At 40.8% G+C, this 12,141-nt stretch carries 17 protein-coding genes; 6 read left to right on the top strand and 11 right to left on the bottom strand.

The window, feature by feature from the left end:
* Window position 1: 1 nt before the first annotated feature.
* A complete protein-coding gene (locus OQY15_RS04470; RefSeq protein ID WP_265788236.1) occupies window positions 2-949 on the bottom strand; it encodes a chemotaxis protein CheB in 948 nt (315 codons plus the stop codon).
* 222 nt (window positions 950-1,171) lie between these two features.
* Here OQY15_RS04470 and OQY15_RS04475 point away from each other — a divergent pair, with 222 nt between their 5' ends.
* On the top strand, window positions 1,172-1,936 hold the full coding sequence (locus OQY15_RS04475; RefSeq protein ID WP_265788238.1) for a CHASE3 domain-containing protein: 765 nt from the start codon (window positions 1,172-1,174) through the stop codon (window positions 1,934-1,936).
* Between the two features lie 493 nt (window positions 1,937-2,429).
* On the opposite strand, the gene OQY15_RS04480 is transcribed toward OQY15_RS04475, so the two are convergent.
* From OQY15_RS04480 to OQY15_RS04490, 3 genes are all read right to left on the bottom strand, one after another.
* Window positions 2,430-2,798 carry a response regulator gene (locus OQY15_RS04480; RefSeq protein ID WP_265788240.1) on the bottom strand — a complete coding sequence of 123 codons (369 nt, stop codon included), beginning with the start codon at window positions 2,796-2,798 and terminating at the stop codon, window positions 2,430-2,432.
* Window positions 2,782-4,341, bottom strand: coding sequence for an ATP-binding protein (locus tag OQY15_RS04485; protein WP_265788242.1), 1,560 nt, complete (start codon window positions 4,339-4,341; stop codon window positions 2,782-2,784). Before OQY15_RS04485 ends, OQY15_RS04480 begins: the two co-directional genes overlap by 17 nt.
* Window positions 4,342-4,445: 104 nt before the next feature.
* Window positions 4,446-5,540 (bottom strand): GAF domain-containing protein, encoded by a 1,095-nt coding sequence (locus OQY15_RS04490; protein ID WP_265788244.1) that lies wholly within the window; start codon window positions 5,538-5,540, stop codon window positions 4,446-4,448.
* Window positions 5,541-5,781: 241 nt separating this feature from the next.
* On the opposite strand from OQY15_RS04490, the gene OQY15_RS04495 reads away from it, so the two are divergent.
* The 5 genes from OQY15_RS04495 to OQY15_RS04515 all read left to right on the top strand — a co-directional run bounded on the left by OQY15_RS04495 (window position 5,782) and on the right by OQY15_RS04515 (window position 7,819).
* On the top strand, window positions 5,782-6,306 hold the full coding sequence (locus tag OQY15_RS04495) for a DUF892 family protein (protein WP_265788246.1): 525 nt from the start codon (window positions 5,782-5,784) through the stop codon (window positions 6,304-6,306).
* Between the two features lie 143 nt (window positions 6,307-6,449).
* The gene (locus OQY15_RS04500; RefSeq protein ID WP_265788248.1) at window positions 6,450-6,953 is read left to right on the top strand and encodes a BLUF domain-containing protein; all 504 of its coding nucleotides are present in this window, start codon (window positions 6,450-6,452) and stop codon (window positions 6,951-6,953) included.
* Window positions 6,954-7,009: 56 nt separating this feature from the next.
* On the top strand, window positions 7,010-7,267 hold the full coding sequence (locus OQY15_RS04505) for a hypothetical protein (protein ID WP_265788250.1): 258 nt from the start codon (window positions 7,010-7,012) through the stop codon (window positions 7,265-7,267).
* Window positions 7,268-7,338: 71 nt separating this feature from the next.
* Window positions 7,339-7,611, top strand: a complete 273-nt coding sequence (locus OQY15_RS04510; protein WP_265788252.1) for a hypothetical protein — start codon at window positions 7,339-7,341, stop codon at window positions 7,609-7,611.
* A 46-nt stretch (window positions 7,612-7,657) separates the two neighbouring features.
* Window positions 7,658-7,819, top strand: coding sequence for a hypothetical protein (locus tag OQY15_RS04515; RefSeq protein ID WP_265788254.1), 162 nt, complete (start codon window positions 7,658-7,660; stop codon window positions 7,817-7,819).
* Here the strand turns inward: OQY15_RS04515 and OQY15_RS04520 are convergent.
* The 7 genes from OQY15_RS04520 to OQY15_RS04550 all read right to left on the bottom strand — a co-directional run bounded on the left by OQY15_RS04520 (window position 7,816) and on the right by OQY15_RS04550 (window position 12,075).
* A complete protein-coding gene (locus tag OQY15_RS04520) occupies window positions 7,816-8,835 on the bottom strand; it encodes a glycosyltransferase family 2 protein (RefSeq protein ID WP_265788256.1) in 1,020 nt (339 codons plus the stop codon). The two genes, OQY15_RS04515 and OQY15_RS04520, sit on opposite strands and share 4 nt — an antisense overlap.
* A gap of 142 nt (window positions 8,836-8,977) precedes the next feature.
* On the bottom strand, window positions 8,978-9,601 hold the full coding sequence (locus OQY15_RS04525; protein WP_265788258.1) for a hypothetical protein: 624 nt from the start codon (window positions 9,599-9,601) through the stop codon (window positions 8,978-8,980).
* A gap of 95 nt (window positions 9,602-9,696) precedes the next feature.
* The gene (locus OQY15_RS04530) at window positions 9,697-9,864 is read right to left on the bottom strand and encodes a hypothetical protein (protein WP_265788260.1); all 168 of its coding nucleotides are present in this window, start codon (window positions 9,862-9,864) and stop codon (window positions 9,697-9,699) included.
* Window positions 9,865-9,867: 3 nt separating this feature from the next.
* On the bottom strand, window positions 9,868-10,425 hold the full coding sequence (locus OQY15_RS04535) for a hypothetical protein (RefSeq protein WP_265788263.1): 558 nt from the start codon (window positions 10,423-10,425) through the stop codon (window positions 9,868-9,870).
* Window positions 10,418-10,966 (bottom strand): peptidoglycan-binding protein, encoded by a 549-nt coding sequence (locus tag OQY15_RS04540; protein ID WP_265788265.1) that lies wholly within the window; start codon window positions 10,964-10,966, stop codon window positions 10,418-10,420. Before OQY15_RS04540 ends, OQY15_RS04535 begins: the two co-directional genes overlap by 8 nt.
* Entirely contained in the window at window positions 10,885-11,340 is a 456-nt protein-coding gene (locus tag OQY15_RS04545; RefSeq protein WP_265788267.1) for a hypothetical protein, read from the bottom strand. Before OQY15_RS04545 ends, OQY15_RS04540 begins: the two co-directional genes overlap by 82 nt.
* A gap of 69 nt (window positions 11,341-11,409) precedes the next feature.
* The gene (locus OQY15_RS04550; protein WP_265788269.1) at window positions 11,410-12,075 is read right to left on the bottom strand and encodes a DUF6266 family protein; all 666 of its coding nucleotides are present in this window, start codon (window positions 12,073-12,075) and stop codon (window positions 11,410-11,412) included.
* Window positions 12,076-12,141: the final 66 nt, after the last annotated feature.

Consider the following 12,141-nt stretch of genomic DNA (forward strand, 5'->3'; position numbering starts at 1 on the left):
CCTATCTTTCTGATGCTTCCTTTGCTGTTCTGAAAAAAATTGCGGCCCGTTGAAGTTGATTTTCTTCGGCAAGATGATCTCCGATATGATTAAGCAGGATAATACTTTCATCCATACCTCTGATCGCACTGTATAAACTATCTTCAATTTCTTCTGTCAATAATGATAACAGTGTATCTAAGGAATAAGCATGACCGGTATGACAACGAAAACGTATTAAGTTGCCGTCCACTATTTTTGATAAAACGCCATGGCATTCCGGACACGTGTATGGAGACATTGCACCTATATCAAGTGAGCCCTTGTGTAAAGCATTCTGTTGTGCGGCGATGTTGATTTCAATTTTGGTCTTCTCATCTTTAATCAGCGTACTTACGATGTTTGTATCCTTGACCAGCTCAACCAGCAGGTCTGCCAGAGCTGAAACAGGGACAGTATAATCAACTTCTACTTCACGAAGCGCGCTTTCCGGCATGGAAGGCACTTCAGCATCTGCCGGATCCTGTACAATTGTAGTACCACCACTATACTTAATACGCCATAAACCTGCGGTTCCATCATCAAGACCGCCTGATAAGACAACACCAATCACACGGCTGCCATAAGCATATGCAGCGCTTCGAAACAAAGGGTCAACTGCCGGCCTGAATCTATTTTCCTTGGGGCCGCGTGTCACCCTAACTTTCCCCTCTTCTACCAATAAATGATGGTCGGGAGGAGCAACATAGATTCGATTGCCCACAATTGGTTCGTTGTCATATGCATTGGCCGCATGGATGGTATTGAGTTTATTAAATACATCAGGCAGTACTCCGCGCAAATCCGGACTCATATGCCATACAATAAATATTGATGCTTCGAAATCCGCAGGGAGGTCCAGTATCAATTTCTTTAATGCTTCAAAGCCACCTGCTGAGGCACCAATGACGATAATATCCCTTTTTTCCATGATTTTATGTTAGTCCGGTTCACTACCGGATTGATTAAAGGTAGTTATTTATTAACGTGGAATATGGATCTTGATCAACTAAGATCATTTTTATGGCGATGTGGTCAAATCAGTTAACCAACTATCACATAGATTGACTGACATTCGGGGGCATTGTTGCACATTACCATAAATCTTGTATTTTTGTTGACCCATTACCGGCAACTCCTCAACACTGTTTTCATGCAAAAAATTCAGAAAAGTACTAAACGCAATCTTATCCTTGGTTTTACCACTAGCTTATTTATTTTATTATTGAGTTCAGGCATTTCTTATTTCAGCATCCGCGAATTGCTGGAGAGTCAGCGCTGGGTAGAGCATACTTCAGAGGTAAGTTCAACACTTGGCAATCTGATGTCAACGATGAAAGATGCCGAGACGGGGCAGCGCGGATACTTGTTGACCGGTGATGAAGCGTTTCTGGAACCATACAATGGATCAAAAAATAAAGTGATGGACTTATTTATCAACGCACAGAAACTAACCATTGATAACCACAGTCAGCAGCATGATTTTCCAGCCCTTGAAAAGCTGATCAAAGAGAAATATAACATTATAGAGAGTACCATTGCGGATCGCAAACAGGGATTACAACCATCAGTAAAGACCCTCTTGAGAGGAAAGGCAATTATGGATTCCGTGAGGACAATCATCAAAGTAATGAACATCAGGGAAGAGCAGTTAATGGTAGTGCGAAATGCGAAATTGAGTAAGTACGAGGTGATGACGCCAATTTTCATTGCGGTTGCGGCCCTGATCGGCATGCTCATCACACTGACATTCTATAGGAAAATCCAGGAAAGCATACTTATAGCCTCCAGATTAGAACAGGAGCTTGCTAATAAGAGATCATCTGTAGACCGCCAGGTTGAGATCATATCTAATGTCGCCAATAAAATCTCATCGGGCGACTACAGTGCAAGAATAGACAAAGATGATCTGTTATGATAGGCATTTCGATTACCTCTGCAATTTTAAGCTTGCTAAAAGATCGTTCAACCTGTAGCCAGGTTCAAGCTTGCTGTAATCTGTATCAGACATAAAGAAGTAAACTGGATTGAGCTTGAAATGAGCAGCAAGCAGGCAGATATGTTTAATATTATACTTTGCTGTCGATTTTTTGTTCTCTATATTTCCTATAAAGGAAGCTGAGCTATGAATAATACTTCCAATCTCACGCTGGGTTAAGCCCAGGTTCAATCTAAAATTTGTAATTCTGTCAATAATGAACTGCTCGAAATCAATCATAAGCTATTTAAATTTTTTTTGTGATTTTTTTCTGCCCTTTTGTGCAATTTACATACCAAAATTAACATTATCACAAAAAAAAATAAAGAAGCCTACACATATAGGTATAGTATACTACCAGAAATCTTGTAGGAGTATCCATCTTTGACATTATTCGACATTAAATCTGTAATAAAATGAGGCCCTCCACTGGTCAATTCAAGATTTTTTCTACGGTTTCCAGCAATTGGTCATAGTCAAATGGCTTGGCTATAAATGCAGTAGCTTGTGCATGATCTGCAATTTCTTTACCATCCCTGCTTGCAGAGATCACTATAACCGGTAAATTCTTATAATCAGGATGATTACGAATCATTTGCAAAATCTGGTCCCCGGATAATACCGGCATCCAGAGATCTATGATCACCAGGTCTGGCGATTGCCTGTCTATCAGTGATTTAACATTTAAACTGTTTATCTCAGAGATAATTGTATGGCCCGTTTCTTCAAGTATAAGTTGCAGCACATCCAAAATTCCTTCATCATCATCACAAATTAATATCTTTTTATTGCTGCTCATCATTATTTTTCCCTTTTTTTGGAAGTGTAAAACTAAACGTTGATCCTTTGCCCTTTTCACTTTCAACCCACAACGTACCATTGTGATTTTTTATGATCTGATCACATATATACAGCCCTATTCCCATACCGGGAAAACGCTTTTGTATATCGCTGCCTCTGTAAAATCTTTCAAAGATCCTTTTTTTGTCTTCAGCATTCATGCCTATACCGTAATCCTTTACAGAAACCTTTACAAATTCACTGACATTAGAGATGTTGAGATCTACCTGTTTGGATTGAGGGGCATACTTGATCGCATTTGACAACAGATTGTTGAGCACCTGAATGATATGCGTCTCGTCTGCATTGACTATCGCATTGGTATGACCAGTCAAGACAATCTTATGGTCATGAGCTGAAGCCTGGAAACCATCAACAACCTCATTGATCATGCGGTCAAAATCAAAATCAGCATGATGTAATTCGATATTGCCTGTCTGAATTCTTGATACATCAAGTAATTCTGCAATCAGGTTATTTAACCTCTCCACATATTTAGACACCTTTCCAAGAGTAGAGCCAAATTTTTCTGAGGCATCATCAGGCATGGTACGTTCTAATACCTGCAGATATCCTTTTATGGTTGTCAGAGGTGTTTTAAGTTCATGGCTGGCTATCGATAAAAAGTCATCCTTACGCCGTTCAATTTCTTTACGGTCAGTAATATCCTCAATGGCCAGTAAGATCTGGTCTTTAAACTGCCCTTCAAGTTCTATTCTGTACGCATTCAATAACATCAGTTTCCTTCCAATATGCGGAAAATCATGTTCAACCTCAAAGTCAACCACAGGATTATTTGTAGGAAGAATTTTCACCAATAGTTCCCGCAGCTGCGGTATATCCCACTGGTTATTTCCAAGGGCATACAGCTCTTTGCCAACGGTCTCTTCAAGGGTTACTTTGAAAGTTTTTAAAAAGTAATAATTTGCACTTATTACATTGAACTTTGGATCAAGTACAAGAAGACCTTCTCTGACCGTTTCAATAATACTGGTCAGAAACGCTTCACTGTCTCTCAGTGCTAAAGTCCTTTCGTCAATTTTCTTCTCCATCAATGCTTTTTGCTGACGGAGATCATGTTCAACTTTTTTCCTGGCGGTGATATCGTTCTGAACACCTATAAAATGAGTTACTTTTCCTTCACTATCCTTAACCGGAGCCATATATAGCTCATTCCAGAATAAGTCACCGTTTTTTCGGTAATTCCTGATTTCCACATTCGTACTATCTCCATTTTTAATAGCAGCAGCCAGCGTTTCACGCACCTCCTGGTTTCTATCATCTGCCTGCAGGAAACGACAATTGTGTCCAATGATCTCGTTACGGCGGTAGCCACTAATATTCTCGAATGCAACGTTACAATAGATGATTGGATTATCCGGCAGACGATTGTCTGTAATGACAATGCCGGAGATTGATGAATCTAGAGCTATGGTGAGTAAATCAAAATTTTCTATAAGGGAATCTCCGGAAAGCGCAAATTTCCCATCTTGAAATGTTGCCAAATTTAAAAAATGAATAATGTAATAATAAACTGTTTCTTAAGTGAGTTCTGCCCCACAAAAAATGCTCCAAAGAACATTTATGTTTACTTTTGTATATTTTTTCGCTATTGATCATCATCAATAGCTCCTAAAATCAACTTAATCTTACCATCGAGTTCATAAATAGCCCGCTCTAGCATATCAAACTCCTCCATCTCCTGAAAAGAATCATGTAATCTTATCAACGTTATCAAGCCCATGATCGACGCTACTGGCCTGCGGAACTCATGTGATTGAATAAAGGCAATCTCATTCAGACGTTCATTTTGTAGCCTTACTGTCTGCTCATTCTCTACCCTCCTGTTCACATCTGAAACGTTGACAGAAACACCTATAATGCTCCCTTCATAGTTAAATGCTGGCTCAAACTTGACTAAACGCCAGTTGTCTTTTACACCCATTTTGAGGTTACGCTCATCATACACCGCGGTTCCGGTTAAAGCTTTCCGGTAATCACGATAAAACTCACGAAGGTTTTCGTGCTTTATATAATCTATCATAGATTTTCCTTTTTCCATTTGCAGTCCATATGCGCTTTTTACATGACTTTCCCAGGACCGATTAAATGCAAGCACCTGAAAATTCTGATCCAGGAGCAAATGATGATCAATGGAGCTTTCAAAAAAGGATTTAAGTTCAATCTCCGAGCGTTTAGTATCAATGTATAAATCTTTCAGCACCTGAAGGCTCATATCAAAATACATTAATTGCACTACCTGTTTCGCCAAAGCTCTCAGAACTTCAATTTGCGTATCAGTAAGAGAGTTGGGTGATTGATCTATCACACAAAGGCTGCCGATAGTATAGCCGTCATCGGTACTTAAGGGCGCCCCGGCATAAAAACGGATATGAGGATCTGCAAGCACCAGCGGATTGCTGTGAAACCTTTCATCACATGTTGCGTCAGGAACAATCACCACATCACGCTTTTTGATTACATAATCACAGAAAGCATCTTCTCTGCTTGTTGTATCAAATTTGAATGCCTGCTTGATCAAAACATATTGGGTATCGTGATCGATTAATGTGATCAGGGCACTCTTTGTACCACAAACCTTGGCTGCAAGCATTACAATTTCCTGCAATTCCTTTTCCTTGCTGAAGTTCAGTTTCAAGAATTTATTAACTGCCTGCTGTCGTTCGAGCTCTTTATAAGGCATAAGGATAATGATGTGAAAATTAAATAATAAAGCATATGACCTAGGAGCTATACATAGGGGTTATGCTAGAAAACTCAATGCAATATGGGATTATTGTGGAAAATTATCAACAATATTAACCAAATAACCCCAATTTCACAGTATCAAAACTCCGGCCAATTAAAATGTTTATCTCGGTTCTGATTGAGTACTTCAAAGTATACAATCAAAAACCAATAATATGATTTTATGTTATACCTCCATGAAATCAACAAACTATAAATTGGAAGACATTTTCAGTATCCATTTAAATGAACTTTTTAAAGCTGAAAAAGATTATTTACTATATTTTGATAAGCTATCTGCTTCAACGACTACTGAAGAATTGAGGTCAGCATTGTCAGCAGACCGTTCAGGCCAGGCGAGTCATGTCTCCCGATTAGAAAAAATTGTTGATTCTATTGAGATCACACCTGCTATTGGCATTGATGAGCTGCACACTGCGGTAGAAAAACAGCTAAAAAAAATAGTTAAAGATAGAAAGAAGCCAGGCCTTTTTAAGGATATACAAATCCTAAAGGTGCTCAAAGATATCTATGGGATTAAAATTTCCTCATATAGCAGTCTGCAGGTAATTGCAGAAAACCTTGACATGGAACACCCAGCACTCATGCTTGAGCAGTCACTCGAAGACTCCAGGAATAATATCGCTTACCTGATACAGATTGAAAGGAATATTATTTATCCTCAGTTTAAAAGTAAAAGTGATAACGTGCAAAAAAAATGATAATGACAACTCTCACCAGCTATACTTATTAGTTATCTACCTACTAACACCTTCCCAAAATAAATTCCTTATCTTCGAATAAGTTTATTCCATCCTTCCACTATACAATCAATAACTATTTGAGTCATTCAAAATTAAATATCATGGAACATTCTCTTGTCTACATGAGCAAGGCTGATCCTCTTGTATCCAATAAAGAGTTACAGCGCATTCTAAAGGAATCCATTCAATGGAATACCGATCATGGAATCACAGGTATGCTGATTTACGTGGAAGGTTTATTTGCCAGTTTAGAAGAACGCAGCATTAATTCCTCTGTAACTGGCAGATTTATGCAGGTACTGGAAGGATCAAAACAAGAAGTAGATGATATTTTTAGTAAGATCAAGCTCGATAAGAGGCACACTAATATCGTCGTCCTGCAGCGGGAAGACAAAAAGTTCAGAGACTTTGAAAACTGGTGGATGGGATTCCAGTCATTTACATTGGAAGAATATTCTACGCTTCCCGGATTTTTCAATCTCGACAGTTCATTTATCGATTTTGCCGCTGAACAATCAGAAAATCGTCCTCTCCAATTTTTAAAATCGTTCTATCAGCGGGGTCTTCAGGAGGATTCAATTTTTGGTAATAAAAATGATCAGTAAAGTATTTAAAACTATTCTCTCTACCACATGTAGTAGCCATAACTAATTTATTTACTATGAGTTCGAACGCAGAAAAAGGCAAAGAAGAGAAAGCAGTTTCCGTACTAAAAGAAGTGAATCAAAAAGCAGCTGAAAAGCCCGTTGAGGATGCTGTTCCAAAAGATGATCAGCCCAGCTCTGAAGAAGCTGCTGAACAAGTTAAAGGAAGTGACGCAGATGTAGATCAGCACGTAGGTTTTGATGATCAGGCCAGCTCTGAAGAAGCTGCCGATGAAAGCAGGGGCAGTGACGCAGATACGGATCAGAGTACCTAAGGTGCAAGCCCGATCCGGTATTGCGTACAAGATTTCATTTTTCAGTTTGACAAATTACAACCAGACATCATATGAGTGAACATACAACAATCCAAAATGATGACAGGTTTGTCAATCGAATCAGAGTTTTTGAAGAGCGTATAGCAATTTTACAAGACGCCTATGCCTATTGGTTTGAGATGCGACGTACGCCAACGAATCCTGCAGCTAATGATGGAATACAAAATTATTATCGTTATTACCTTGATTCCAATAACAATATCGCTTTGTATGTCAAAGATACATTGCATCTGGAAATTCGTTTGGAGTGTACAACCGCTTTCAATGACATTTTTCCATCTTAAAAATTAACAGTCTCTGTTAAAATTATAAACAATTAAATTAAATCCTATGAATGAAGATTTGTTTTTAAAAGGCCAGCGTGTCATTACACCAGACGGTGATGGCGAAGTGGTAGATTCGATCGGGCATACCATCAGCGTTAAGCTTGACAGCGGAGATATCAAAGAGTTTGAAGCTGAAGATTTGCGTGACGACAATAGTGCCGGCTAAGAGTTAATAATCCTCCCCTTCCAGCCTATGGTTTTGGTGGATGTGCGATGCACTGCGAGATAGCCAATATGTAGCAGGCTCAGCATCTGTAAAGGATGCAGACAAGCATTCACCAAGCCCTTCTGGCCTGATAAACTTGATGTCATGAGTCTGGTCAGTATAATAATGGTACATAAGGCGACGATCAGGTAAAGGTTCATAGTGGCAAATACCACCAGGGGGCCTCCTAATACACAGCTCAGAAACAAGATAAAAAGTGGTATACTATCATTAAATGGAGTGATAAAGTTTTTGCTAAAGCCATCGATGGCATCCCGGTAAGAACTATACATTCTGCAACTAAACAAACCATTGGCCATCAAAGAGTCACCTGCTTCACCCTCAGTTTTTAGCAAACGCATAATTTTGATATCTTCAGTCACCTCCTTTCGTACCCGGGCATGCCACTGATGTTTTTTATATAATGCTGCATCAAATAACATAAACTGACCACATGCTGCAGCAAATACCGGATTAGAATTGCCAAAAATCAATTTAAGTGGCAATAAGGTGAGCAAGAGGTAATTCATTAGTGGGATCACCCTTTTCTCGCCGATTGTTTTCATCTGCTGATCAGGAAATAGACTGAGCAACGATAGCTGGTTCCTTTTCATATGTGCAATCGCGCTACCTAATAATCCTGATTCAAAGCTCACATCAGCGTCTATAAAAAGAAAGTACTTTCCGGAAGCCTCCTGCGCCAGTTGCCAGCAAGCAAAATTTTTACCCGTCCAACCTTTCTGAAGCGGCATTCCATTGATTACCCTGATATTACTTTTTGACTTAGCATAACTTTGCGCCAGCTTTAAAGTGTTATCCGTCGAATTATCATTCAGCACAAGTACCTCATAATTTCTGCAATCCTGGGACTGGATCGATTCCAGCAAATGTATAATATTATGTTCCTCGTTGCGTACCGGAATTAGTATTGATATCTTTTCTTCGTAGAAAACATTGTTCGGTACCAGCTTAGGCATAGAGAAAAAGTTATATCCTGCAACTAATAAACGAGCGATCAAAAACAGAAATATGAGAGAGAGGATAATAGTCACAGAAATCAATTTTGACTAGAACCCACAGATCGGCATTTAGTTCTAACTAATTGCATTCTATGAGCTATTAGTTATTTCCTATGAGAACTTCTACCACCTCCTCATAAAAACCAACAGCAGTTTCCATCAAATTAGCCAGCAGTCTAAAATCGTGATCTTCATGGTTCAGATAAGCGTCCCAGGTACCTTCCATTACCAGGTCATAGCTGGAACCATGGTCGAACGCCGAATCAAGATCAACTGATCCTGTAATCACCAACTCACAAAGGCAGTACATCGCATGCATTACAGAATAGGCAAATAATTCCAAATCAATATCCAAATCATCCGTACAGTACATAGGGTTATCATAGATCAAACGAAAGTATAACTCATTGGCAAAACTGCAAATATCCTTGCTCACCACCGCATTTTGCAGTGTCGGTGCAAAGAGATTCAGATAAGAACTCAGTAAGTCATGAATGATGGTTGCATAATTAAGCAGCAAACTGCTACGGGGATTTTTTGCACGCTTTAGCAATATCACATCTTCTTCTGCAAGTTCTTCAAAAGCCGCAAGCCCCTTCATATCGGGATAATCATAGATTACTGCTGCCTGCATCCCCCATCTTACAAAATCATTGAGAATCAGCTTTACTGCAGTTATTGCCACTGCGATTTCGTAATTCTTGGTTGTCGTTAATACTTTCATAGGAATATCAATATTAGTGTTTCGTCAATTGATACAGATTGCGGAGGCGGTCGAGCTCCTCCGCATCTGCTGGTTATGGGAACCATATATGGAGGTTATGGCGGTCCTCCAGTTTTTTGTGCAGCTTGCTGCATCGTATTAATCAAGGGCTTCATCAATTTCCGCATCATCACCAGTTTCTGTATTTTGATAAGCGATGTTTGCAGGAACTGCTGATCCCTCAGGCATTTGACGAGGCTAAGGCGGTATCGTGTAGTTTTCATCGCTTATGTTTTAAAAAACAGTTTTATTTTCGTGTAGATGTAGCAGCCTGCAAAACCCATGATGGCCAGTGCGGCCACTATCCACTTCCATGAGGGCGCAGTGCTTTTTGTTAGGAGCTTTGCATCAGCTACATGCTTTTTACTGGTGCTGAGTTGCCCCGTTGTTTTTCCTTTATCCTGCTGCAAAGCCGAAGATATATCCGAGCGGGCAGATCCTGAGCGCGACTTACCTGTCAGGAGGATCCTTTCCGCCTCGCCGGTAAAACCCTGCTGAGGCGTAAAGCTGAACATCCCTTTCGGCCAGATCTGGAGCATATAATCCAGGTTACTGCTGTCATGATGCAGAGTAATCTTCGCAGAGCGGCTCAACCAAGCCCTTTGTTCCGTCAATTTCAGTTTGGTATGATCACTGTTCAATTCATGCGTATTGTTCAGGTTGCTGGCTGTGTTCTTAAACAAGTTGCAATTCATTGTTAAAGTAAGCAGGCATGCCAGCAATACTATGCCCGGATAGAGATCAGCTACTTTATCCAGCCAGCTGCGCTGAAAAACGTCAGTCATGGGTAGCTCCCCCTTCCCGGCCTATCCAGTCGGCCATTCGGTAGATCGTCTTCAGATGCCTTCGTTTCCGATATACCCCTTCACCTTCCCTGCTGCCTGCAACGTTCGTATTTGCCTCGATCGTGATTGCCCAATGGTGATGCACTTTTTCAATCATCCCCACATGGGCAATACGGCCCAATTCGGGATAGTATATGCCAAAGATATTGGCGGGTAGCGGCTCCTTCGTTAATCTCGACAAAGGCACCAGATCGGGCGACCAGCCGGAGCGTGGTTTGGCAAAGCCTTCCTGCTGGTACACCCAGCTAATAAAAGCTGCGCAGTAGGGATAACGACCCTTCAGCTTCACTGCCGCAAGATACTCTGCAATCCTTTTGCCGTCATTGTTGTTGGTCAGTTCTCTTACGCCAACCTCATGCTGTGCAATCTGCACCAGCCTTTGCCTGCAGCTGTCATTTGCTAACAGATGGCGATCAAACAGGCTAAAGCTGCCAGTAAGACCAAAGCAAAAGATAGCAAGTAAAACACGAGCTGTTGCCATAGCGTAACTAATTTAAAGTGTGAAACCATCTGTGAAACTGGAGGAAGGCCGATCAGTTGCCAGTGCCGGTTTAACAGCCACCAGCATATCGCCATGATCATTAAAAAAGTAATCAGGCTTAAGATCACCATTAGCCACTGGCTTTGGTCTGGTGCTACGGCCGTTGGGTCAATTTGGTGTATCATGGTTGCAGGGATAAACCATATTGACAGCAGTAAAAGAAATATCAGCCATGGCTTCCAGTTTTTAAAACTGCCGCTGAGAGCTGATGCCGACATTCTTAGCGGGGCAATCCTAAGCAATTTCGCTGCCGCCCCTCTCGCCTTAAAGTTTGTTGCAGGGTCTGGTAATACCCTCATCGTTGATGTAGTCATTTTCGTAATTTTAAGATGAATAATTGGAGAATTAAAAACCCGGCAGGCAGTTGCCTGCCGGGATGAAGATTACGGAAGGACGATAAACTGTCCCAGGTATTCACTCATTGACACCTCTTTCACAGACTTAGAGGTGAAGAACATGTACGCGTGACAAGTATCGCCTTTAAAGAAGTAAGGGAGTTCTAAGTCGTACTTCAAGGCAGACCTTAAAGCTAAACCTCCATAAGACATGAACCTTTTTCTGCTTACGTTGTAAATGAGAATGCTCAGGCGGTCATCAGGACTTGTTTTCGTACTGGCATTTCTGCCAGGATTTATCTGCCAGGATACCTTCAAAACAGCATCCTCAGCAGCAACAGCTGTTGGCGCAAAGCCAGTGTCAATTTCGCCTGCACCTATAGGGTTGCTCAGCATAATCTTACTGAAATCGAGCTCGTAATCGGGATAAGTCCCGGTTACAGCATTCGCCAGGTTGTACTGCACCGCAGCATTCATAGGTGTCATACCAGTTTTCTGATATTGATAACCGATACTGACGATGCCGCCCAATCCTCTGAAGAAGTTGGTGACCAGGCCAAACTTGGAGCGCTGATCTTTCTGCACTTCAGTTCCTGGTTTGTTAGATTTGGTAGGAGTTTTTCTGCCTACTAATTTGCCGCGCCAGCTGGCTACGACTACCTGACCGGTTTTTCCTTTGAAGGTACCGATCTGACCTGCTTCTACTTTTGACATAATTCAAAAAATTAAATTGTTAAATAAATCTGTTAATTTAAGTTCGCTTGCTACCGGTAGCTGTTA

This window comes from Pedobacter sp. MC2016-15, from assembly GCF_026239695.1.
Lineage (GTDB): Bacteria > Bacteroidota > Bacteroidia > Sphingobacteriales > Sphingobacteriaceae > Pedobacter.